The organism is Longimicrobium sp. (assembly GCF_036399935.1).
Taxonomy (GTDB): domain Bacteria; phylum Gemmatimonadota; class Gemmatimonadetes; order Longimicrobiales; family Longimicrobiaceae; genus Longimicrobium.
In genome coordinates, this window is sequence record NZ_DASWMD010000021.1 from 352,399 (window position 1) to 376,006 (window position 23,608).

The window sequence follows — 23,608 nt, forward strand, 5'->3', positions numbered from 1 at the left end:
GAAGAGCCGAACAAGACCAGCGCCGGCCGCTCATTGGGCCCGGTTGTCGAAGACGCGCCCACCCTCCGGGCTCCAGCGCACATCATGGAACCGATCCAAATCCCAGAACCGGATCGGGCGAATCGTCTTTGGCCACGGCTCGCGGCCCGGCAGATGGAACTCGGCACGGAGGTAGTCGGCCAAGTCGAATCCGTAGTGGATGATGTCCGTCTGGTGGACGGAGAACACCGGGTTGCCCGGCTGATGCGGCTCGTCCGGCATCATCCTGTGTCCATACAGAGGGATCAGCCGTGGGGCGGCCGCAACAAGCTCGTCCGCGACTCGCAACGCTTCCTCGAGCGATCCGGGACGCGGCCCCCATGCGTTGAGCCAGAACGCGTTGTGCTCCACATCGAACAGCACACCCTGCCGCGGCTGATCCAACCAGTCCCGCAGCGTAGCATCATCACCGGATCGCCAGTCGGGAAACTGCGGACCGCGAGGCAGCGCGGTCTGCAGGAAGTCGCGGAGGTCGGGCGGGAACAGAAAAGCGAATCGCGTTTCCACGGCAGCGACCTCGGCGCCAGTAAGGCCGGCATCGAACTCGATCCGTTGGCGCGGTGAGGCGGGCGCGATCACACCAAACTGGTATTCGGCGCCGCGGAGTTGGTCCACCAGTCCTTGCCAGTGCCCTCGATTCATCTGCGCCTCGCCCCCTCCCTCCTATCGGTCAACTCTATGCTACGGCGCACTTCTTCACCGTGTCGAGGGTGCGCGTGGTGATGTCCTTTCCAAATGTGCGCTCCAGCAGCGTCATGAAGGCGGGCCCCCTGGGGCTTGGCTCATACGCCGTGAATACCTCGGTGCCTGCAAGTTTGAGGATTCTTGCTCCGTCACGTTCAAGCGGCAGTTCCACAACCGGATTCGCTGCGCGCCGCAGGAAGGTGACCACGCGTTTGGCCGTGGGCGGCAGGGTGAACTCGGCGAACGGGTCGCTCGCCACGAGGTCCTGGAGATATTCAGTCGGCCGAATGATCGTGGGAAAGGCGTGCCCCAACGACGCGAGCATGGCTTGCTCGGCCTGCCGTTCGAGCGCCTCCCAGGACGACTCATGCGTGGTGAACACGACATTGCCGCTGGACAGAAGTGTGCGCACACCCTCGAATCCCGCCGCCTGAAAGCACTCCTTCAGCTGCGGCATCTTGCAGTTCGAGGGGCTGACCCCGCGAAGCAGAGCGACGTAGCGAGGCATGGCGTCGGTCAGCGGCAGGTAGACGGTTGCGGGTCCGAACGAGCACCGAGCCGGGTGGAGGCCCACTCCGCAAGCGCCCCGAGCACCTCGGCCGTTACCGTTTGTGACGGGAGCGCCTCGTAGCCAGATGGGTCGCCATGGGGATCGTGCACCATCAGGTGGTTGGTTTCCGGGAAGAGCCGTACCCTCACGTCGCGGTTGCCTCCGGCGCGGAATGCCGCCGCAAGCAGCTCGACGTGGGCCGGCGGAACCTGCTGATCCGTCGCTCCATGAAGGATCAGCACGCTCGGGCGGCGTACCCGTCGGGCGGCCGGCAGCGGATCATGATCCGCGAGAAATCCAAAGGCACGAACGCGAGTGATCATGACCTCTTCACTGGCGAGCTGCGCGCTCGCCACGGAGTCGCGTTCCTCGGCCGTTCGCAAGCGGGGGTCCCGCTCCGCCGCGGCTCTCGCCAGTTCTTGCCGGGTCTGGCGCCAGGACTTCGCCGGTGCGCCGAGCAGGATGATGCCGGCCAGGGCCGAATCCCCCGCAGCAATCATGGGGGCGACGATGCCGCCCTCACTGTGCCCGACCAGGAGGAGACGTTGCGGATCGATATCCGCCCTCCCCCGGAGGAGGGCAACCGCGTTGCGTACGTCCGCTGCAACCTCTTCGGCGGTGGGAGGTGACCAGAGCTTGCCTTCCGCAAAACCGCGATCGTCCAGGCGCAGAACGGCGATCCCGCGCCGGGAGAGGGTATCGGCGATCTGCCGCAACGGCCGGTACCGGTCATCAGGCACCACGCCTCCGTCGCGATCCTGCACCCCCGTTCCGGCGATCAGCACGGCGGCGGGCAGGCGATCCGTTGCTCCGCAGGGAATCGTGAGCGTGGCCCCAAGTGCCGCCGCCGCGGAGGGCACCCGCACCTCGACCGCGCGATACGGCGCGCCGGGGGGCGCCGCATGGGCCGGAACGAGCCGCAGAGAATCCGCTGTCGTCTGTGCGTCAGCCTGCTGTAGAGCAAGCCCAAGCCCGATTGGCGCCATCAGCACGGAGAGACGACAGCCCCGGGCCAAGGGGTGGCTACAGGACAGCCAGGAAGGTTGCGACGTGGGCATGGCGGGTACCAGCCAGGGGACTGACGACGAGAGGGGCTGCACATGCATCGCGGAACGACGGCTGATTCTGACGCCGAACCGCGTTCCAACTAGACGCAATTGCGCGAACGGCGCAAGGATCAGCCTCAATCGCCTACTTGCAGCACGGCACCTGCGGAGCCAATGCGGCCGCGTTCGACCTCTGGACCCATCTTACAGGCGCGTCGCGCGGGCTCATGCAGTCATCCACGCGTCCGTGTCGCGGCCGGGTTGGTCCACACGTGTCGCTCCCATTCTGGCCAGGCGGCCTTCACCCGCGAGATCAGCCATTTTCCTCCAACGGTAAGCGAGCTCTCGTGCGAGGCGTACAGCAGCCAGTCCACCGCGTCTGAGCACCGATCCATGTACCCCACCGTGTGTGTGTCATGAACGCAGCCATGCCAGTAATGAACCGTTTCTTGCCTCCGTCCGGCAACAACGCCACGACTCCTATGCGTCTGATCCTGCATGATCTCGCTGAAAGGGCTTCGTTTCCTAGTGGCGCTCGCCGCGCCCGCGGCGTGCACCAACGCCGGGCATCCGGTTCAGCCAGACCCGCGCCGGTCGGCCCGTACCGATCGGAGGAGGTCACATTTCACTCCGGCGGGCTAGCACTCTCCGGCACCCTTTTCCTCCCCGCTCACGGCGTTCCCGCGCCTGCAGTAGTGGTAATTCCCGGCTCAGGGCCGGTCAACCGGAACGGCACCTTCATCCCCTTTCCCTTGCTGCTGCCGCGGCCTACCGAACCTGGGCCGACCTTCTGGGCCGGGACGGCATTGCGGTGCTGCGGTACGACAAGCGGTTCCTCACCTATCCGTCCCTGGACCCGCTCACGCTCACGCAGGACGATCAGGTTGAGGACGCCTTGGCCGCGGTGCGCTATCTTGCGTCGCGCCCTGAGGTGGATCCAGCGCGCGTGTTCATCCTGGGCCACAGCGAAGGCGCCGCGCTCGCCCCTGTCGCCGCGGCACGCGGCCCCGTCCGCGCCGTGATCGCGGTAGCGGCCACGGCGCTCGCCATCGACTCGCTGGTCGTGGAGCAGCTGCGGGCGAGCGAAGACGTGCCTCCGGGGATGGCGGAGGACGTTGATGGCCAGTTCCGCGCGCTGCGGGACGGCACCTTTCCGGCGGACGGCGAAATCCTTGGCGCCGGAGCGGAGTACTGGCGCCAGTTCATCAGTTATACGCAACGAGCGGACAGCATCGCCGAGGCCCTCGGCAGGCCGGTGCTCGTGGTGCAGGGGTTGGCCGATCCGTACCTTCCCGGCGGCACCCTGCAGCGTAGCCTCGATCGCTGGCGCGCCGCCTCGGTGCGGTCGGCGGCGGTGGAACTGCGCACCTATGCAGGGCTCGACCACTCGCTCTACGACACGGCTAGCGGCGCGCCGGGTGCCGGCGTGATCCGCGCCGCCGGGGAGTGGATGAAGGCGCGCTGAGTTTCTGGACGGAGGGGGAACATGAGCGAGTCGTTCCCGATTGTGCCCGCGTCTGCGCGGGCGTTCTGGGTCCCGGGGGCGGTGATGGTCCTGCTGCTGGCTCTGCTGCTGTTTTTCGCCGTGATGCTGTGGAATGCGCGGCGCCTGCAGGTGGAGGTCTCCCCTGCTGGCGTGCGCGTCAGGGGCGAGTATGGGCGCATGGTGCCGGCCCGCAGCCTGCTTCTGGCGGACGCGCGCCCGGCGGACCTGACGCGCGAGCTCGGGCTGCGGCTGCACGTACGCGACAACGGCGTGGGACTTCCCGGTTATAGCGTCGGCTGGTTCACCACGCGGAGCCGCGAGAGGGTGCTGGCGTTCGTCACAGACCCGCGGCGCGTGGCGTATCTTCCCACTCGTGATGGGTATGCCCTGCTGCTCAGCGTGGCCGAGCCGGAGCGCTTCGTCGCCCGGGTCCGGGAGCTCGCCGGCTCCCCGGCACGGTGACTTTCCCTGTGCCGCCGGATACCGACGGCGCGGCGGCTCTGGCCCGCGCTGCTGCACCCGCGCCACCAGGCCGGCGGCGGCATCAAGCGATGGCGCTCTTCGTTCCCGGATTCTCGGGCGTCGTGGCTCTGGGAGCAGTGCTCGCCCCCGGGTTGCGGGCCGAGGTGGAGCAGATCCCCGGCTTTCCCGAGGTCCCTACCCCGCTGCTGGCCGCGCTTGCAATGCTGCAGCCCACGCTGCTGCTGGCCAGCGGCGTCCTGGCCGGCGTTCTGCTGGCGCCCAGGCTGGGGTTGCGCTCGCACCTGGCGGCGTGCGCTGCGCGCATGCCTGCGGGCTCGCCCTTCCCGCGCGAGCTGCCGTTGGCACTCGTCCTGGGCGTGGCGAACGGGGTGGCGCTCGCGGGGCTGGACATGGCGTTCGCGCCCGCGCTCGGCAATGCATCGCAGGACGGCTGAGGATTCGCGCAGCCTGGGTGTCACCGTCGCGGGCCTGTTGTACGGCGGGATCCCCGGCACGGGTTGATGGACCAGAAGCCGAGGTGGCGGACGACGGTCGCGAAGGTGCTTCCGGTGTGGACAGGGGGTTCCGCGGGATGCAGCGACGTCCACGGCAGGTCGTACATGGCCCACCGCTGCACGGCCGCAACGGCGCGAACTGGTGCGCGCTCGACCTCGTGTGCAGCGGTCCTGCGTCGGGCCATGCAGGGGGCTCAATTCACCACGAGCAAGGGGAGCGGCTGCGCGTCGGCCAGCATCGCTTCCGCGCCCACCGGCTGCGCGGGAACGGTGAAATAGAAGCGAGCCCCGCTCCCCACGCTGCTCTCCACCCATACCCGGCCGCCGTGGGCCTCCACGATCCCCCTCACGATCGACAGCCCAAGGCCGATCCCCCGCCGGTCTCCCTTGGCCGCCTGCCAGTACCGGCCGAAGACGTGCGGGATCTGCTCCGGGGGAATCCCCGGGCCGGTATCGGAGACCACGAGGCGGAGCTCTTCTCCCAGCGGAATGCACCCGATCTCCACGCTTCCCCCTGCTGGAGTGAACTTGAGCGCGTTGCCGACCAGGTTCGACAGGACCTGCAGGAGCCGCGCGCCGTCGACCAGGGCGGGGCGCAGCCCGTCGTCGAGCACGGCGCGCAGGCCGATCCCCCGGCCCGCGGCCAGGGGCGTCAGCATCGCGACGGCTTCCGCGACGAGCGGCCCGACGGGTTGGGCCTGGGGCGATACGCGCAGCTGCCCGCTTTCGATCTGGCGCGCCTCGAGCAGGTCCTGGATCAGCTCCTGCATGCGGCCGGCGGCGCGGCGCACCAGTTCGACGAACCGCCGCTGCGCGTCGTCGAGCGAAGAATCGATGAGCATCTCGGAGCCCATCATGATGGTGCTGAGCGGGTTCCGCAGATCGTGCGCGACCATGCCCAGCATCTCGTCACGGGCGCGGGTAGCCCGGTGCGCCTGGTCGAACAGCTGCGCATTCTCGATGGTCGTCGCGGCGCGGCGGCCCAGCTCGCGGGCAAGCTCCAGGTCCTCGGCCGCGTACCGCCGGCCCGAATCGGAGTAGACGAGCACGAGCGCCCCCAGGATGGGCCCCGATGCCACGATGGGCACGGTGATCAGCGACCGGGGGCGAAGCCGGGCGAGCAGCTGGCGGTGCTCGTGGCTTCCGGTGACGGCGGACACCATCCCGGGCGTGATCTCCTGCGCCAGGGTGCGGCGCCCCTCCCGCAGCGCGACGACCACCGGGTGGTCCGCGGGGAGCACGGACGGCTGGGCATGGGCGGTTTCGCGCAGAAGGGGCTCGATCGCGGGGTCTACGTGGCTGAACCCCGGCCGCACGATGGTTCCATCCGCCTGGAGGACGTCGACCACGCAGTAGTCGGCGATCCCCGGCACCATCGCCCGGCAGAGCATCGCGAGGGTGGTCTGATGGTCGAAGGAGCTCGCGAGGACCCGGCTCGCCTCGGCCAGCAGCGAAGCGCGGCGCTCGGTATCCTCGGCTCGCCGCCGCGCGAGCCGCTGGTCCACGTGGAGCTGCCGGGTATGCAGAAGGTTGCCGATTCGGAGCAGGACCTCCGTGATGCCGAGCGGCTTGGTGAGGAAGTCGGTCGCGCCGCAGGAAAGCGCCCGCTCCTTCGTGGCGCGCGATGCGTCCGCCGTGAGCACGAGGACCGGGAGGAACTCGTCGGGCGAGACGTACCGGCGCAACTGCTCCAGGACAGCGAACCCGTCGAGCCGCGGCATGTGCAGGTCCAGCAGGACGAGGTCGGGCCCATACTCCTGGAACAGCGCGGCGACGGCCTCGGGATCGCGGGTGGTTGCGAAGTCCTCGTACCCTTCGTCCTGGATGCAGCCGACGAGAAGATCGATGTTCGCCTGCTCGTCGTCGACGATGAGGATCCGGGCGGCGTGAAGGTCCGTGCCGGTCATGGGTGGCCTTCCGGGCGGGGAGGCAGGAGGCGGTCGACGGTGGCCAGGAACTGCGCGACGTCGAGCGGCTTCGTCAGGTAGCCGGATGCGCCCGCGTCGGTGAGCCGGCCCACGCTGCTGCCCGTTGCGTCGGCGCTCACGATGACCACGGGGATCTCGCGGGTCCGCGGGTTCTCCCGCAGCCGGCGGAGGACCTCGTCTCCCCGCACGTCGGGGAGGTGCATGTCGAGAAGGATCAGCTGTGGGCCGTGCTGGGCCGCGAGGTCCAGTCCCATCTGTCCCTGGACCGAGGAGAGCAGGGTGATGTACGGGCGCTCGGCGAGAATGGCCGTGACGAGCGCCAGGTTCGGCAGGTTGTCCTCGATGTAGAGGATCGTGGCGGGGCTGGCGTCCACGCCGGGAGCCGCCGCACCGGCGAGACGGCCTCCCTCCAGCCCCACCACTGCGATCGGGCTCTCCGACCTGGCCAGCTCGACCAGGAACGTACTCCCCTCCCCCACCCGGGAGTCGACGGTGAGCGTACCCCCCATCGCCTCTACGAGCCGCCTGGAGAGCGCCAGCCCAAGGCCCGTGCCCTCGAGGTCCGACTGCGCGGCTCCGAGCCGTTCGAACGGGGTGAAGAGCCGTAGCACGTCGTCCGGGTGGATTCCCGGGCCGGTGTCCCGGACGCCGATCACCACGGTACGGGCGCCACCGGGCCGCTCCCGCTCCTCGCACACCATCGAGACATCCCCGCCAGGGCGGTTGTACTTCACGGCGTTGGCGAGCAGGTTCAGGAGAACCTGTACGAGCCGCTGCCGGTCGGCGTGCACGTGCAGCCGCGGCTCGAGGTCGCAGTCGCCGAGCGTCAGGCCGCGCTGCGCGGCGAGCGGCTGGATCAGCGCGCGCGTCTCCTGGAGCACGGTGGCGACGTGCACGGGCTCCAGGGAAAAGGTCTGGCGCCCCGCCTCGATGCTCGAAATCTCGAGCACTTCGTTGATCAGGGTGAGGAGGTGCTCTCCCGCCTTCAGGATGTAGTCGACCCCCTTGCGCTGGTCCGGCGGAAGGTCCTTGCGCGCGAGCAGCTGGCCGAACCCCAGGATGCTGTTCATGGGGGTGCGGAGCTCGTGGCTCATGCGGGAAAGGAACTCGCTCTTGGCGCGGTTCGCCGCCTCCGCCGCCGCCACGGCGTCGCGGAGGTCTTTCTCGTATCGAGTCCGCTCGGTCACGTCGCGGCTGTTGACGACGACTCCCTCGGCGGCGGAGTCGGGCAGGAGCGTGCGCGCGTGCGCCTCGATGACCTTCCAGGAGCCGTCCTTGTGACGGTAGCGGAACTCCACCGGGCGCGTCTCGCCGGGATGCCCGGTGACCCACCCCAGCACCTCGCGGCAGGCGGCCCAATCCTCCGGGTGTATGCGGTCGAACGCGCTCGTCCCCACGATTTCCTCGGGCTTGTAGCCCAGGATGTGCTCGATGGCGGGGCTCTGGTAGGTGTTGACGCCCCCGGGCCCCAGGATCGAGGCGAAGTCCGAGGCGTTCTCGATGATCCTGCGGAAGTGCTCCTCGCTCCCCCGCAGCGCCAGGTCGCTGCGGTGAAGCGCGCCGGCGGTCGTGGTGGTGAGCAGCACGGAAAGGACGATCGTGGCGAGCGTGAGCAGGGCCAACCCCACCGTGGGGCCGTACCATCCGGCGCGCATGCCCGTGTTGACCAGGACCCCCAACACCAGGGGAACCAGGAGCAGGGCCGGCAGCAGGCGGCGGGTGATCGTGCCTCCCGCGCTGTCGCTCACGAACAGCGCCATCGCCCCTTCGTCCGGATGAGCGGCGACGAGCGCGAAGCAGGCGGTGAGAAAGAACAGCGCGGTGTTCAGCGCCATCGGAAGCTGCAGCTGAAACGTGGTGAGCCCCGCCGCGTCGTACAGGTACCCGATCACCACGAGCAGCGAGCTCAGCGCCGCCGGGAGGACCAGCCAGTACGCGGGCCGCCATCCGCTGCCCACGCGAGCGCGCCCGGCGAGCAGCGCCAGCCCAAAGAAAAGGAAGTTCGCCGCCGAATTCGCGGCCATCCAGTCCGGCGGGTCGACGCTGCGCACCTTCGCGCGGAAGAGCCACTCGTCGACACCGGCCTGCCACCCGGCGACGGAGCGCATCAGGACCAGGCCTCCGCACAGGGCGACGACCAGGCCGAAGCCGGCGAGCCCACGATGCCACGATCCTCGCGCGCCATACCGCTCGTCCAGCAGCAAGGCACTCCCGATGAGCACGAAGAGGAGTGCCGCCAGCGGGTTCATCACCACGTCGACCGGCCCGATAGCCTGCAGGAACCGGAGATCGAGCCGCCATCCCAGCAGGACGAGCGAGCCCCCGACGAGGACCAGTGCGGCGGCCAGCCGCGAAGCTCGCCCCAGTGTGCGCACGAGATCGGCATGCCACCGCGCCGGGCCGCCTGCCGATGCGGCCTCGTGGCGACCTGGAGCGGGGGGCGGCGGCCCGCGGAGGTTGGGCGGAGGCTGGGCGAGTATCCGGATTGCGGGGAACGAAACGATTCTCCGGGCTGCACTCTCGCGAACCTCCACGTCATGGAGATCGGGCGGCGCGGCTTCGGTGCTGGCACCGCCGGTCGGAACGGCGGAGCCGGAAGGCATGGTCATGCTGCAGGGGCGCCATGTGGTGGCGCGGGTGTGGGGGCGGGAAAACGATCGGGGCGTCGCCGTCGCGCAGGACAGGCCGTCGTCCAGGGCGGCAGGAGGGAAAGGTTCGCGTACTCCACCGGATCCGCGACGTCCGCGACGTTGCGGAAGATGCCTGCCGGGCCGCGGCCTCGGTGGATCCCGGAGCAGCCCAGTCGACGCGCTGGGCCGGCATCGTAAAAGGCCCGCAAGAACATGGCCGCGCAGCGGAGCTACGCCACAGCGCACTTCCTGACCGTGTCGAGCGTCCGGGTGGTGATGTCCTTTCCGAATGTGCGCTCGAGCAGCGTCATGAATATGGGCCCCTTGGGGTTGGGCTCATACGCCGTGAACACCTCCGTGCCTGCCAGTTTGAGAATCCTTGCACCGTCACGCTCCAAGGGCAATTCCACACCCGGGTTCTCCGGCCGCCGCAGGAAGGTGACGACGCGCTTGGCCGCGGGTGGCAGGGCGAACTCGGCGAATGGGTCACTCGCGACGAGGTCCTGAAGATACTCAGTCGGCCGAACGATCGTGGGAAAGGCATGACCCAACGATGTGGCCATGGCTTGCTCGGCCTGCCGTTCGAGCGCGGCCCAGGACGAGTCGCGCGTGGTGAACACGACATTGCCGCTCGACAGCAGCGTGCGCACATCCTCAAATCCTGCCGCCTGAAAGCACTCCTTCAGCTGCGGCATCTTGCAGTTCGAAGGGCTGACCCCGCGAAGCAGGGCGACGTAACGAGGCATGGCGTCGGTCCGCTGGTGAGTACGTGCGCTGCATTCTCCGCCCCCGCTCACGCGGGGAGGCCGACGGGGCGCAGCGCACAGGTCATCGCGCCCCTGCCCGGGTTTACCAGGACCCGGGATCGTGCTCGTACTCGAATCGGCGAACGATGCCATCGGCGCGGGCCGCGGGGGCCGCACCCGTCACGGCCCGAGCGGCGGGCGGGGCGCCGATGGACGCCGGGGCTGGCTTGTAGGTGACGACCACCGTCTGGCTGGAGCGGTTCAACCCCGTGTCCTGCACCCAGACGGTGATGTAGTTTTCGCCCTCTCGAAGGCCGCAGATCTTCTCGTTTACGGCGTACGTGGCGGTGGTGTGCGGACCCGCGGTGCCGATCATGGCGGTCGTCGAACACGCGCCCGGCACGGAGTAGCCGAAGAACCAGATGCCGCGAACATCCGAGGCGGTGAACGCGAGATTCAGGTCTGCGCTCGTGACGGTGGTCCCCTGCACCGGTGCCGTGATGGCAAGGGCTGGCGGCGTCGCGTCGGACTGGCTTACCTGCGCGTTCACCGCCGCACCGGCGGCTCTCGCGCGAGTCGATCGGATGACGTTCGCCGTGGGCCATATGGCGTACGTCCCGGCAGGCGCCCCATACGCGGTAAACGTCAGGAGCGTGGTGTTGCCCGGAAGCACCGAGTCTCCTCTCATCACCCCCAGGTAGATGAAGGAGTGGGGAAAATCCGGGTGCGGGCGCCGCAGGGCCGCAACGGAGGGCGAGCTGGCCGTGTCGGCGATCGCCATCGCCACGGTCACGCGAAAGCTGTCGGCGACCGCCGGCGCAATCCCGTCCTGCACGGCCTGGCCGTTGATCGCGACAAGGCGGATCCACGAGTCGGGGCGGCTCACCTCGACCGCCGCGGCCTGCGACGCGTAGAGCTCCGCGGCCTGCGCCTGCACGAAGACATCGTACCGGCCCGACGGGGCCGAGCGGGAGTGGAGGGTCGCCGTTGCGGAGGTGCCGGGCGCCAGGTTCATGGGCCCACTTCGCGCGAGTGTGTCTACCGAGCCGTCCGCAAGCTTGCGTAGCAGCTTCAGCGACTCGATGGGGCGCCCGAACGGGGACATGTCGACGCGTACCGTGACGGCCACACTGTCACGCGCCGGCGTGGCTGCGCCCGGAACGATGGCGCCCCCGTTGATGGTGATGAGCGTGAGCGCGGGAGGCATGTACGGCACCGTGACCGTGGCCTGCGCCGACTTTCCCTCGCTGGTCGCGGTGATCAGGGCAGTGCCCGGCGTACGCCCGGCCACGAGGCCCGCCGCGACCGAGGCCACCGCCTCGTCGGAGCTGCTCCACGTGACCGGCCGGTCTTGCAGCACGTCGCCGTCGGCATCGAGCACCTCCACCGAAATCAGCCTGCTGACGCCCGGGGCAACGGTCACGGTGTCCGGCACCATCCTGATCGAAGCGACCGGCTCGGGGGGCGTGGGGCCCCCATCGCAGCCGGCTACGAGCAGAACGCCGCCGCACAGGGCCGCGACGGCGGAAATTCGAACGATCGACACTCGTGTCTTTCCTGGGATGAGAGATGGAACCGGTTGGATCCTGGACAGAGGGCGGGCGCTCAGCCCTTTCTTCGTCCTGGCGGGCAGGGATCCGTTGGGAGCGGGACAGCGGAACCCATCGGGTCCGCCAATTTCACGCGGAGCAGGCGTAGCTCGCAACCCCCCGCGGACGGTGGTTTCGGAGACAGCCGGCGACCGCCCTCGACCGGAAATAGCCGCCGTTGGCCTCCTGCCACAGACGGTAGACGCGTGTGACTTCGCGGCCGTGCCACATCGTGCGATCCGGTTCTCGCGACATCGCAAGGTGCAGCGCCCGGCGCGCGGCATCCTTGTCGAACGGCAGGATGGACGACGACGCCTCGTAGCCCGGATGACTGAGTTGCACTACGACGGGGTAGCCGGTGGCATCCTGAAGGTCGTCCGGCCCGCTGCCCGCACCGGGTTCGAAGTAATCGGTCAGCCCCGCGAGCGCGTAGGTGCGAACGAGGACCGGGCGCCCTGAGTCCGTCGCTGCTTCGACCAGCGCGCGGAACAGGGAACGCCCCTGACCGCGTCATCCCGTCGCGGCCCTCCACGGACCGACGTGGGTCGTACTCGGCCTCGCCCGACACATGAGCGCAGCCACCGAGCGCGGCGATCCCACCGGCGATGAGGACGACTGCGGTCTGGAGCCGGCACGGCATCTTGAACCCGGTTCGAGAGATGCGGCTCAAGGTCCGCCTATGCGTACAGCAGGCGTCCTTGGGGCTGCGGAACAGGGCGTCGCAACTCTACGGCGGTTTGAGTCCATTCGCCGAGTGAAAATGTGAACTAGGCGGCAGGAGCTGGCTCCCTGGAGACGACCCTGATCAGGTGATACTCAAAGCTGGACCCATCCGCCGGGGGATTGCGGATGCTCCTGCGCCGGACCTGCAGGACGTACAGGTACCCGGGTTCGAAGTCGAACCCCCCGATGGAGCCGTAGAAGTAGGTCCACTCATCGTTGGGGCGTTCCTTCACCAGGAGGCACTGCTGGGGTACAAACCCAACGCAGTCGACCGTCTGCGGGCCCACATGGAGGGTGAGAAGCCTTCCGGTGGTCGGCTCCAGGATTCCGCACCCGCTAAGATTGGGCACGACGAGGGCGAGCAGGAGCAGGCACCGAAAGATCGATCGCATGGGGATCCCGGTGTTGGAGTGCATCGGCGGCAGGGGCCGGCCGAGGGCCGCCGGTCACTAGAACGCCGCGGAAGCAAATCTATGCACAGCACGCCGGCCGAACAGAAGTTTGCTTCCCCAAGGTTGGGGAGGTCATGGTGCGGCAAGTTGGGAACGCGACGGGTCCGCGCCGTCGTACTACTTCGCCCCGGCGCGGACGTAGGCGACGATCGCATTGGCGTGACCATGTCCCAGGCCGTGCTCCGCCTTCAGCCACTTCACCATGTCCATGTGCTTCATTCCCTGCTGGTTCCGCGCGAGTTCCAGCCAGTGTCCGATGGGTTGTCCGTACTTCTTCTCGATCGAGGGGAAGTAGGACGCTGGCCCGCTTGGCTTCTCATCTGTCGACATGCGATGCTCGTGCGTGGTGCGAGTTGAGTCGGTTGGAGGGGTCCGGGAGAGTCCGCGAGCAATGGGAAGGCCGGCCCGGCTCCCGATGGGCTTCAGGTTCGCCGGAATGAGCAACGGTCCCCACAGTTGATCTCCGAGCATTCAGCTTCACGGACGCGGCCCCGCCAGAGCCCAAAAATGAGAGTACGTGGGCCGCCCCTCCACTGCAACCGTTTTAGTTCGGCCGTTGCGCGTTGGACTCGCCCGGCCGGCCTTACAGGTCGTACAGCATCCCGCGCGGTATGCTAGGTTCGCGACCCGTGGCCGGAGGAGACCTGCACGGTGCCCCGCAAGCGTGACCGCGGGGTGCAGAAGCGTGTCGTAGCGCCGCTCCGTACTCGATGGCGAGCGTGTCGGCGCCCACCCGAGCGGCGGGTCGTGCCTTCGGCGAGACCGGCGCCCCGGCTGACTCCGACATCTACTTGGAACCTCGCTGATGGCCCCCATCTGCATCCACCTGCCACTGCGTCGGATGGTCAGCCGGTCGGCGACCGCGTTCCACCGGATCACCTACCTTCGCAGCGCCAGGAGGCAGCATGTCCCATGCGGGCGGGGATGGATTCAGTTCTGGGGAATTCTCGTTGATCGACGAAACCGAAGACGTGCCTCCGGATTCGGATGCCCTCTGCGGGTCTGCAGAGATTTCGTTCAGCGCAAACCGGATCGTCTTGTACAACAGACTTGACGAGGCGGCGTAGCCCTCAACGACAAGGAACCAGCCCGCGGTCAGGAGGATACCGACTGCAACTGCGAGCGCGTACCGGAAGAACTCCGGTCCACCGGGCGTAGCTTCTACATACTTTTGTATGAAGTAGACAACGCCGGCCCAAACCGCTGCCACGCTCCAACGAAGGGCCGTCGTCCGTCCGCTTGCTCGTTCCTCAAAGGCGCCGATGTTGTCGCGAACGGCCGCAAGTTCCTTTTCGTTTGTCAGCCCCAGCTTGGAAATAAAATCTGCTGCATTCTTTACGTGACTCTCGCCGACACCATAAAAAGAGTACGTCGAGGGAACCGGGAACAATGCCAAGCCAACTGGAATGACCCAAATGATTACACCGAGCATGGACGAGAAGAGCGGTTGCGCTTCTGCCGGTACCCAGTTGGAGACCACCCCCCCCAACGCACCGACGCCGACGGTCGCGAGTACCCATGTTGCAATCCCCTTTGCAGCGATCTTGATACCGCGCTTCAGAAATTTGAAGGGATAGCGCGTATGTCGGTCCGCCGTGTCGACCAGATGGTGATTCGCCTCTGGCAGATCGATGATCATGGACTCGACGTACCGGACGATTTGTACCGCTTTACGAAAGATCATTGGATTGGCTGTTGACTTAGGAATGGCCTGCATTCGGTCACCGTACACGTGACTACCCGGGTTTCGGAACCCGAGCTACTTGCGGAATACGTACACGTCGCCGCCTAGATCGTCCATGAACATCAGCGTTTCACCTTGTAGTTGTCCCACCTGCGTTACGGTTTCGCCTTCGTCCAAGAACGTGATGGTGATCGTGCTACCACTACGCGTGTAGGTCCCATTCGCCGTCCGCGTCTCTGTTTCCGGGGCACCGCCGCCGAGCGTGGACCGCACACGGATGATAATGCTTCCCGAGCCGTCTTCGTCCAGTCGGACGCTTCCGTCCAGAACCTCTTCAGTGCCCGAGTCGGAATCGTAGATCACGGCGGGAACGACGTCACCGTTGACCGTACGGAGCGTGTAGGTGCCGGTAATGGAGTCGCTGCTGGTGACATCGCTGCAGGCCGCAACCAGCATGCAGATAACGGGGACAATCAGGGTAGGTGTTCTCATCTGGCTGACTCTCGTTCGAAGTAGGATGATGGACGGGCAGATCAAACCAATACATGGCAACGCGCGCAGAGCCTCCTTTCCCAACCACCCCAACTGGTCATCAATATAGATTGACGCGTACCGCATGGGAAGAAGGTTGGAATCATGTGGCAGTCTTCGCGCTCAGAGGGCCCAAAAGATCGGCACCGGTTACAGAGACGGCAACTCCAATGAGGTGAAATCCTCCGGCGGCCGTGAATGCGGCGCCGAAAGCACCGGCGGTCTCTGTGTTGAAGATTGCCAGTACGGCGGCAACAAACACCAGCATCAGGGCTACGGGCACGAGGCGCTACTGCGATTCAAGGTTTCTCGACAGGAACAGTGCAATCACCGCCAGGACGGCCAGGACCCCGATCGCATGAGGCGGTAGCTGACCCCTTCAAGCCCTACGAAGTGCCGCTGTCATCGGATGAGGCGTTTGCCACGGACGCAAGCAGACGAGCGCAGGTTGCGGCCTCGTCCAAGCCTCTGGCGCGCGATCGAATCTCCTCATCCGATGCCGTAGCGATCTGGCCCAGATGCCGTTCAATCGGTCCCTTGATGGAGTCGACCTCACGATTGTACCTCCATCGTAGTTGGCGGATGATGGGCCGAAGGGTGTCCTGAAGCGTCCCCCGGACAAACTCTCCATCAAGACTTGGTTGCTGCTGACGGGCGATGTTTCGGGTCGTGTCCACCAGCGCGCTCAACGCTTTAGACGCGGCCACGGTCATCTTGCTGATCGCAGTGTCGAATGCGGCACCTGTGCACGGCGAATATCCATAGACGCTCACGTATGACAAAGCAGAAGGCTGCTCCCGAATCGATGCCATCGCCGTGAAGCGGCGGTCGCTGATGGCCTGGTACAGGTACGAGCCAGCCGTTGCGGGTGATTTCTTTTCCGCGAGCACGTCATCCGCCATGCTGGCGGCTACCTGGGCTCTCTCGTACACCACTGCAATATCGTTCTTGGCTTTTCGCAATGCCACTGACTGCTGAATCGCGGCGCTACGGACAGAATTCGCATACTCCCTGTTCTGGATTCGTACCGCACTGCATTGGGCGAGCGCGAAGGTCAACGCTGCAATCGCGAGAGAACTGGCGCTGACCACATCGCTTACCTTGTACTCGGGATTGAATCGCATGCCCATGGTGTCACCACGGCGAGAGTAGTTGTGAGACATCTGGAAGTGCGCCACGGAGCGTTCGCCGCGGCTCGCGTTCAGGTGGGCCGCTGGGGCGCGCGCTTTCCCGCCCTCCACCCTCGCGCAGCCGCAGCGGCTACCGCTTACTCATGGACGGCTCCCACAGGTTCGGGACCGGTACATGCCTCGGCAACGTAGATAGATGGTCTCGAAACCGAATATTCGCGGCGGGAGCAGGCGCCCGTGCGCGACAACCGCCGTTCCCTGCCCCCACCCCCGGCGCACTTCCTGCAGCCGCGCGCCGCGCCGGGCCGGTCCTGCCATGCAGTCGAGCGCCCGCAGAAGAGCTCCGCCCCAGGGCGCGGACCAAGCACACACCGAGAGCCAGAACAAGGGAGCCCCGCGTTGAGCGCCGACACGCTGTGGTACAAGGATGCCGTTTTCTACGAGCTTCACGTCAAGGCCTTCCAGGACTCGTCGCAGGACGGAGTCGGCGACTTCGGCGGGCTGGTGCAGCGGCTGGACTACGTCGCCGGGCTGGGCGTCGACGCCATCTGGCTGCTGCCCTTCTACCCGTCCCCCCTGCGCGACGACGGCTACGACATCGCCGACTACTACGGCATCCACCCCAGCTACGGCAGCATCGACGACGTCCAGCGCTTTCTGGACGAGGCCCACAGGCGCGGCCTGAAGGTGATCGCCGACCTGGTGCTGAACCACACCAGCAGCGACCACCCCTGGTTCCAGCGCGCGCGCCGGGCCCCCAAGGGCAGCCCCGAGCGCAACTTCTACGTGTGGAGCGACGACGACACGCTGTACAAGGAAGCGCGCATCATCTTCACCGACACCGAGCCCAGCAACTGGACGTGGGACCCGGTGGCGCAGCAGTACTACTGGCATCGCTTCTTCAGCCACCAGCCGGACCTCAACTGGGATAACCCCGAGGTCAAGGAGGCGATGTTCCGGGTGATGGAGTACTGGCTGGAGCGCGGGCTCGACGGGTTCCGCGCCGACGCCGTGCCGTACCTGATCGAGCGCGAAGGCACCATCTGCGAGAACCTGCCCGAGACGCACGACATCCTCAAGGAGTTCCGCGTCCGGCTGGAAAACAACTTCCCCGGCCGCATCCTCCTTGCGGAAGCCAACCAGTGGCCCGAGGACGTCCGCCCGTATTTTGGCGACGACGACGAGTTCCACATGGCGTTCCACTTTCCCCTGATGCCGCGGATCTTCATGGCCGTGCGTCAGGGGATCCGGAAGCCCATCGTGGAGATCATCGAGCGCACGCCCGCCATCCCCGAGAACACGCAGTGGTGCATGTTCCTGCGCAACCACGACGAGCTCACCCTGGAGATGGTGACCGACGAGGAGCGCGACTACATGTACCGCGAGTACGCGGCCGACCCGCGGATGCGCATCAACCTGGGGATCCGCCGCCGGCTGGCGCCGCTGATGGACAACGACCGGCGCAAGATCGAGCTGCTGAACAGCATCCTCTTCACCATGCCCGGCTCGCCCATCATCTACTACGGCGACGAGATCGGGATGGGCGACAACGTGTGGCTGGGCGACCGCGACGGCGTGCGCACGCCCATGCAGTGGTCGCCCGACCGCAACGCCGGCTTCAGCCGCACCGAGCCCGAGCGGCTGTACCTGCCGGTGATCTCCGACGCGGTCTACGGCTACCAGGCGGTGAACGTCGAGGCGCAGGAGCGCTCGCCCTTCTCCCTGCTCAACTGGACCAAGCGGCTGGTGCGCGTCCGCAAGCAGCACCGCGCGTTCGGCCGCGGCTCCATCACCTTTTTGGAGCCCGAGAACCCGCACGTGCTCGCCTACCTGCGCGAGTACGGCGAAGACGTGATCCTGGTGGTCAACAACCTGTCGGGCGCGGCGCAGGCGGTGCAGCTGGACCTGGCGAAGTACGCCGGACGCGTTCCCGTGGAGCTGCTGGGCGACACGGCGTTCCTGCCCATCGACGAAACGCCGTACGCGCTGACGCTCAGCCCGTACGGCTTCTTCTGGTTCGGGCTGCGGAACGCGCGCGCGGCGGACCAGGCGGAGATCGACCCGGAGCTGGCGCGCGAGTGGGCGCAGCAGGACGCGACCATGCTGGAGGGGAGCGACCTGGTCGTCCGGCTGATCCGCGGCGTGCCGACGGAGTGGGTGCGCGCCCAGCGCTGGTTCCGCAGCAAGGCGCGTGACGTCACCAGCATCGAGCACGCCGACGACGCGGTGGTGCACCCGGAGCGTGCGCCCACGCTGCTGCTGGGGGTGGCGAAGGTGTGCTACAGCGAGGGGATGCCGGAGCTGTACCTGCTCCCCTTCACCCTGCGCCCCACGGGCGAGCCCGGCGCGCCCGCGGCCGAGCCCATCGTCAGCCACCAGGGCGAGGCGGGCGAGGTGCAGCTGTACGAGGCGCTGGCGGACCGGCGCGTGGCGGGAACGCTGCTGGAGGTGATGGCGTTCGAGCGGCAGCTCAAGACGCGGATCGGCCAGTTCAGCGGCCACCTGACCGGCGCGGTGGAGACGGTGGAATCCACCGGCCCCGTGCGCCCCGTGGGCGCCGAGCAGAGCAACACGTCGCTGGTGTTCGGCGAAACCCTGGTGATGAAGGTGTTCCGCAAGCTGGAGCCGGGGATCAACCCCGACCTGGAGGTCACGCGCTTCCTCACCCAGAAGGCGGGCTTCCGCTCGGTGCCGGCGCTGGCGGGGTGGATCGACTACCGCGACCAGCACGGCGACGTGCACTCGGTGGCCGGCCTCTTCGAGTTCGTCCCCAACCAGGGCGACGCGTGGAGCGTGACGCTCAAGGCGCTGCACCGCTACCTGTCCGCCGCCTCGCGCAGCGCCGCCGATCCGGACACGGTGTCCGGGCAGGAGGCGGTGCGGCGGATGGCGGGAAACATCTTCCCCGCCATCGAGCGTCTGGGCGAGACCACGGCGCGGATGCACCTGGCGCTGGCGTCGGTAAGTGACGACCCGGCGTTCGCCCCCGAGCCGGTGACGGAGGACGACGTGCAGCGGGCCATCGAGGGCTTCCGCAAGCAGGTCGACGTGGTGCTGGGCGACCTGGGCCGGCAGCTGGAAGCCATCCCCGGCTCGTTCGCGCACGGCGTGCAGGCGTCGCTCCAGGAGGTGGTGCGCGCCGCGCCGGACCTTCGCCACCGCGGCGAAGACCTGCGCGCGCTCACCGGATCCACCGTCAAGGCGCGCTACCACGGCGACTACCACCTGGGCCAGGTGCTGCGCGCGCAAAAGGACGCGCCCGGCGGCAGCGAGTGGTACGTGCTGGACTTCGAGGGCGAGCCCGCGCGCCCGCTGGCGGACCGCCGCGCCAAGCAGCCGGTGCTGCGCGACGTGGCGGGAATGCTGCGCTCCTTCAACTACGCGGTGCGCGTGGCCATGCAGGAGTTCAAGACCGACGACCTGCGCCTGAAGCTGGCCATCGAGCGCTGGGCCAACGCGTGGGAGGCGCAGGCGCGCGAGCTGTACCTGGGTGCCTACCGCCGCACCGTCGCGGGCTCCGCCATCGTTCCGCAGGACCCCGGGACGATGGCCCGCGTGCTCGCCGTCTTCGAGCTGGAAAAGGCCGTGTACGAGCTGGGATACGAGATGAACAACCGCCCCGACTGGCTGTGGGTGCCGGTGGAAGGCATCCGCTCCATCCTGGGAGGCCGCTCGTGAAGCCCCCGCTGATGTACAACCTCTTCCCGCGCCTGGTCGGCCCGACCACGCGCTGGGCGGAGCATGCGCGGCGCGCGCGGGAGATGGAGTTCGAGTGGCTGTACATCAACCCGTGGCACTACCCCGGGTTCAGCGGCAGCCTGTACGCGGTCAAGGACTTCCGCCGCCTGAATCCCGCCTTCCTTCCCGCCGGCGCCGAGCCCATGAGCCTGGAGCCGCTGCGGTACGCGCTCAAGCAGGTGAGCGCGATGGGAATGAAGCCGGTGATGGACCTGGTGGTGAACCACACCAGCAAGGACTCGCCGCTGATCGAGCAGCACCCGGAGTGGTACGAGTGGGAGCACGGCCAGGTGCGCAGCCCCTCCGTCGTGGACCCGGACGATCCGTCCAAGGTCACCGTCTGGGGCGACCTGGCGGAGATCGACAACAACACGCACCAGGGCCGCGAAGCGCTGTGGCGGTACTGGGCGGGGATCGTGGTGGAGGCCATCGACCTGGGCTTCCGCGGATTCCGCTGCGACGCCGCCTACAAGGTGCCGGCCGAGCTGTGGCGCTTCCTGATCGCCGAGGCGCGTAAGGTGAACCCCGACGTCGTTTTTTTCGCCGAGACGCTGGGCGCGCCGGTGGAAGACGTGGTGGCGCTGAAGTCCGCCGGGTTCGACTACTTCTTCAACTCGTCCAAGTGGTGGGACCTCAGCCAGGCGTGGGCGCTCAAGCAGCACGAGGAGTTCGGCAAGATCGCGCCCTCCATCGCCTTTCCCGAGTCGCACGACACGCCGCGGATGGCGGCGGAGAGCGGCGAGCGGCAGGAGGTGCAGCGGCAGCGCTACGCCGTCGCGGCGGCGTTCTCGGCCGGGGTGATGATGCCCATCGGCTACGAGTTCGGGTTCCGCAAGCAGGTGAACGTGGTGCAGACGGCGCCGTCCGATTGGGAGCGGCGGCACTGGGACCTGCGCCCGTTCATCACCCGCGTCAACCGGCTGAAGCTGTCGCATCCGCTGCTGCAGGGCGAAGGGCACCTGCGCGCGGAGTTCGGCCTGGACAGCGACCGGCTGCTTCTTCAGCGCCGCAGCGACGACGGGTCGCAACGCGGGTGGATCATCATCAACAAGGTGTGGGAGGAAGGGCGCGAGATGTCGCTGGGCCCGCTGGCCGGCTCCGCGAAGTCGCACCGCCTGTTCCGCGTCTGCCGCGACGACATGCCCGAGGGCGGAGAGCCCATCCCCGAAACGCTGTCGCTGGAGCCGGCCGAGGTCGTTTACGTTCTGCCCGTCGCGGAGCCGGCGAAGGCCGCGGAGCCGGTGAGGTCCGCGGAGGCGGTGAAGTCCTCCGCGCCGGTGAAGTCGGCCGAGCCGGTGAAGTCTGCGGAGCCGGCCAAGTCTGCCGAGCCGGTGAAGTCGGCCGAGCCTGCGAAGTCCGCTGAGCCGGCCAAGTCCGCTGAGGCGCCGAAGTCCGCGAAGCCCGGGAAGGCTGCCGATGCCTGATTCGCCCACGATCGCGGGGCGCGCCAGCGGCATTCTGCTCCATCCCACTTCCCTGCCCGGCCCCGGCATCGGTGACCTGGGCGAGCACGCATTCCGCTTCGTCGACTGGCTGGTGGAGGCCGGCCAGTCGCTCTGGCAGCTGCTGCCGCTGGTGGCGGTAAACGAAGGAGGGTCGCCCTACAACGCGCTCTCCGCCTTCGCCGGCAACCCGCTGCTCATCAGCCCCTCAGAGCTCCACCTGCACGGGCTGCTCCCCGCCGGCTCCGTCGCGCCGCCCGCGGAGATGGACGACGACTGCGTGGACTTCGGCGCCGTCGCCGCGTGGAAGGACGAGGTGGTCCGCCGCGCCTACCGGGTACTGGTGGAGTCGGATGACGAGGAGCTGCGGGCGGAGTTCGCGCGCTACCAGGCGGAACACGCGGAGTGGCTGCCGGACTATGCGCTCTTCCGCGCCCTGCGCGAGCGGCACGGCGGCAAGGGCTGGGTGGCGTGGCCGGATGCGCTGCGCCGCCGCGACTCCGCCGCCCTGGCGCAGGCGCGGCGCGAGCTGTCGGCGGAGGTGGAGCGCCACGCCTACGCGCAGTACCTGTTCGACCTGCAGTGGTCCGGCGTGCGCCGCTACGCCAACGCGCACGGCATCCAGATCGTCGGTGACGTGCCCATCTTCGTGGCGCACGACAGCGCCGACGTGTGGGCCCACCAACGCCTGTTCAACCTGGACGACCGCGGCATGCCCACGGAGGTGTCGGGGGTGCCGCCCGACTACTTCAGCGAGACCGGGCAGCGCTGGGGGAACCCCCTGTACCGCTGGAACGTGCTGAAGCAGGACGGCTACCGCTGGTGGATCGAGCGCTTCCGCCGCACGCTGGAGATGGTGGATGTCGTTCGCGTGGACCACTTCCGCGGCTTCGAGAGCTACTGGTCGGTCCCGGCGGACGAGGAGACGGCCATCCACGGCGAGTGGATGCCCGGCCCCGGGCGCGACCTGTTCGACGCGGCGCGCCGCGAGCTGGGCGCGCTGCCGCTGATCGCGGAAGACCTGGGGATCATCACCGAAGAAGTCGAAGCGCTGCGCGACGACCTGGCGCTGCCGGGAATGCGTGTGCTGCAGTTCGCCTTCGGTGGGGACGATCCCGAGAACCCGCACCTGCCCGGCAACTACGTCCACAACGCCGTCGCCTACACCGGCACGCACGACAACGACACCGCGCTCGGCTGGTACGCCGACGCGGATGGCGACGCGCGCAGGGCCGTGCAGAAGATGGCGGGTGGCGACGACGACATGCACTGGCGGATGATCGAGACGGTGCTCAACTCCGACGCGGGGTGGGCGGTGATGCCGCTGCAGGACGTCCTCGGACTCGGCGGACAGGCGCGGATGAACACGCCCGGCGTGCCGGAGGGCAACTGGGCCTGGCGCTTCCGCCACGGCGTGCTGACGGCTGACCTCGCGCGGCGCCTGGCCGAGCTCGTCCACGCCTCGGGCCGCGCGCCGGACCCGCGCGTACCCGTAGGCATCGCCACGGACGAAACGGAGGAGGACGATTGATGGAGCGCGTGGCGCTGGTCACCGGCGGTGCGGGCAACCTGGGGCTGGCGGTTACCGCCGCGTTCCTGGACGCGGGGTGGCGGGTGGCCGTCCCCGTCCACGGCGGCCCGGGCGACGGACTGACCGAACTCGCGTCGCGCCACGAGGGGCGCGTCACCTGGTTCGCGGCAGACCTTTCGGCGGACGACGGGGCGGAGCAGGCCGTGGCGCAAACGGTGGATTGGGCGGGGCGCATCGACGCGGCGGTCCACACGATGGGCGGCTACGCGGGCGGGCACTCCATCCCCGAGACGCCGGTGGAGGTGTGGGACCGGATGATGTCCATGAACCTGCGCAGCTCGTTCCTGCTCGCCCGTGCGGCGATCCCGCGGATGGGCAAGGGCGGCGCGCTGGTGTTCGTCGCCTCGCGCGCGGCGGTGAGCGGGCGCAAGGATCACGCGGCGTACGCGGTGTCGAAAGCGGCCCTGCTGACGCTGACGGAAGCCATCGCCGAGGAGAACCTCGGCGGGGTGCGCGCCAACGCCGTGCTGCCGGGAACCATCGACACGCCCGCGAACCGCGCCGCCATGCCCGGCGCGGACTTCAGCAGCTGGACGCCGCCGGAAGAGATCGCCCGTGTGGTGCTGTTCCTGGCGTCTCAGGAGTCCGCGCCAGTGAGCGGGGCGGCGGTTCCGGTCTACGGCCAAAGCTGAACAAAGATTG

The 23,608-nt window shown here is 68.0% G+C and carries 20 protein-coding genes; 7 read left to right on the plus strand and 13 right to left on the minus strand.

Features of this window, described 5'->3' with window-relative positions; all coding sequences use genetic code 11:
• Positions 1 to 30 precede the first annotated feature (30 nt).
• The 3 genes from VGB24_RS08380 to VGB24_RS08390 all read right to left on the minus strand — a co-directional run bounded on the left by VGB24_RS08380 (position 31) and on the right by VGB24_RS08390 (position 2,259).
• The gene (locus tag VGB24_RS08380; protein ID WP_331072492.1) at positions 31 to 654 is read right to left on the minus strand and encodes a hypothetical protein; all 624 of its coding nucleotides are present in this window, start codon (positions 652 to 654) and stop codon (positions 31 to 33) included.
• A 61-nt stretch (positions 655 to 715) separates the two neighbouring features.
• Positions 716 to 1,231: a DUF1697 domain-containing protein gene (locus tag VGB24_RS08385; protein ID WP_331072493.1), complete on the minus strand. Its 516-nt coding sequence runs from the start codon at positions 1,229 to 1,231 to the stop codon at positions 716 to 718.
• A gap of 8 nt (positions 1,232 to 1,239) precedes the next feature.
• Positions 1,240 to 2,259 carry an alpha/beta hydrolase family protein gene (locus VGB24_RS08390; RefSeq protein WP_331072494.1) on the minus strand — a complete coding sequence of 340 codons (1,020 nt, stop codon included), beginning with the start codon at positions 2,257 to 2,259 and terminating at the stop codon, positions 1,240 to 1,242.
• A 682-nt stretch (positions 2,260 to 2,941) separates the two neighbouring features.
• Here VGB24_RS08390 and VGB24_RS08395 point away from each other — a divergent pair.
• The 3 genes from VGB24_RS08395 to VGB24_RS08405 all read left to right on the plus strand — a co-directional run bounded on the left by VGB24_RS08395 (position 2,942) and on the right by VGB24_RS08405 (position 4,722).
• Positions 2,942 to 3,784 (plus strand): alpha/beta hydrolase family protein, encoded by an 843-nt coding sequence (locus VGB24_RS08395; RefSeq protein WP_331072517.1) that lies wholly within the window; start codon positions 2,942 to 2,944, stop codon positions 3,782 to 3,784.
• A gap of 21 nt (positions 3,785 to 3,805) precedes the next feature.
• Positions 3,806 to 4,267: a PH domain-containing protein gene (locus VGB24_RS08400; RefSeq protein WP_331072495.1), complete on the plus strand. Its 462-nt coding sequence runs from the start codon at positions 3,806 to 3,808 to the stop codon at positions 4,265 to 4,267.
• A 122-nt stretch (positions 4,268 to 4,389) separates the two neighbouring features.
• Positions 4,390 to 4,722, plus strand: a complete 333-nt coding sequence (locus VGB24_RS08405; protein WP_331072496.1) for a hypothetical protein — start codon at positions 4,390 to 4,392, stop codon at positions 4,720 to 4,722.
• 20 nt (positions 4,723 to 4,742) lie between these two features.
• Here VGB24_RS08405 and VGB24_RS25450 read toward each other — a convergent pair whose 3' ends face one another.
• The 10 genes from VGB24_RS25450 to VGB24_RS08450 form a co-directional block, all read right to left on the minus strand.
• Positions 4,743 to 4,967 (minus strand): DUF1990 family protein, encoded by a 225-nt coding sequence (locus VGB24_RS25450; protein WP_414676721.1) that lies wholly within the window; start codon positions 4,965 to 4,967, stop codon positions 4,743 to 4,745.
• 9 nt (positions 4,968 to 4,976) lie between these two features.
• Positions 4,977 to 6,689 carry an ATP-binding protein gene (locus VGB24_RS08410; RefSeq protein WP_331072497.1) on the minus strand — a complete coding sequence of 571 codons (1,713 nt, stop codon included), beginning with the start codon at positions 6,687 to 6,689 and terminating at the stop codon, positions 4,977 to 4,979.
• Positions 6,686 to 9,085, minus strand: coding sequence for an ATP-binding protein (locus VGB24_RS08415; RefSeq protein ID WP_331072498.1), 2,400 nt, complete (start codon positions 9,083 to 9,085; stop codon positions 6,686 to 6,688). The genes VGB24_RS08410 and VGB24_RS08415 overlap by 4 nt, the downstream gene beginning before the upstream one ends.
• 485 nt (positions 9,086 to 9,570) lie before the next feature.
• Positions 9,571 to 10,086, minus strand: a complete 516-nt coding sequence (locus tag VGB24_RS08420; RefSeq protein ID WP_349263903.1) for a DUF1697 domain-containing protein — start codon at positions 10,084 to 10,086, stop codon at positions 9,571 to 9,573.
• A 103-nt stretch (positions 10,087 to 10,189) separates the two neighbouring features.
• Positions 10,190 to 11,632: an Ig-like domain-containing protein gene (locus tag VGB24_RS08425; protein WP_331072500.1), complete on the minus strand. Its 1,443-nt coding sequence runs from the start codon at positions 11,630 to 11,632 to the stop codon at positions 10,190 to 10,192.
• Between the two features lie 810 nt (positions 11,633 to 12,442).
• A complete protein-coding gene (locus VGB24_RS08430) occupies positions 12,443 to 12,790 on the minus strand; it encodes a DUF4377 domain-containing protein (RefSeq protein ID WP_331072501.1) in 348 nt (115 codons plus the stop codon).
• A gap of 177 nt (positions 12,791 to 12,967) precedes the next feature.
• Entirely contained in the window at positions 12,968 to 13,180 is a 213-nt protein-coding gene (locus VGB24_RS08435) for a DUF4287 domain-containing protein (RefSeq protein WP_331072502.1), read from the minus strand.
• Positions 13,181 to 13,637: 457 nt separating this feature from the next.
• Positions 13,638 to 14,567, minus strand: a complete 930-nt coding sequence (locus tag VGB24_RS08440) for a hypothetical protein (RefSeq protein WP_331072503.1) — start codon at positions 14,565 to 14,567, stop codon at positions 13,638 to 13,640.
• A 42-nt stretch (positions 14,568 to 14,609) separates the two neighbouring features.
• Positions 14,610 to 15,026: a lipocalin family protein gene (locus VGB24_RS08445; protein ID WP_331072504.1), complete on the minus strand. Its 417-nt coding sequence runs from the start codon at positions 15,024 to 15,026 to the stop codon at positions 14,610 to 14,612.
• 425 nt (positions 15,027 to 15,451) lie between these two features.
• Positions 15,452 to 16,243, minus strand: coding sequence for a hypothetical protein (locus VGB24_RS08450; protein WP_331072505.1), 792 nt, complete (start codon positions 16,241 to 16,243; stop codon positions 15,452 to 15,454).
• Between the two features lie 351 nt (positions 16,244 to 16,594).
• Between VGB24_RS08450 and treS the strand changes: the two genes are divergently transcribed.
• From treS to VGB24_RS08470, 4 genes are read left to right on the plus strand one after another with little or no spacing between them, the layout of a single operon-like run.
• Positions 16,595 to 19,873 carry a maltose alpha-D-glucosyltransferase gene (gene treS, locus VGB24_RS08455; RefSeq protein WP_331072506.1) on the plus strand — a complete coding sequence of 1,093 codons (3,279 nt, stop codon included), beginning with the start codon at positions 16,595 to 16,597 and terminating at the stop codon, positions 19,871 to 19,873.
• Positions 19,870 to 21,357, plus strand: a complete 1,488-nt coding sequence (locus VGB24_RS08460; RefSeq protein WP_331072507.1) for a hypothetical protein — start codon at positions 19,870 to 19,872, stop codon at positions 21,355 to 21,357. Before treS ends, VGB24_RS08460 begins: the two co-directional genes overlap by 4 nt.
• Positions 21,350 to 22,906 (plus strand): 4-alpha-glucanotransferase, encoded by a 1,557-nt coding sequence (gene malQ, locus VGB24_RS08465; protein WP_331072508.1) that lies wholly within the window; start codon positions 21,350 to 21,352, stop codon positions 22,904 to 22,906. Before VGB24_RS08460 ends, malQ begins: the two co-directional genes overlap by 8 nt.
• Entirely contained in the window at positions 22,906 to 23,598 is a 693-nt protein-coding gene (locus tag VGB24_RS08470; protein WP_331072518.1) for an SDR family oxidoreductase, read from the plus strand. The genes malQ and VGB24_RS08470 overlap by 1 nt, the downstream gene beginning before the upstream one ends.
• The last annotated feature ends 10 nt before the right edge of the window (positions 23,599 to 23,608 follow it).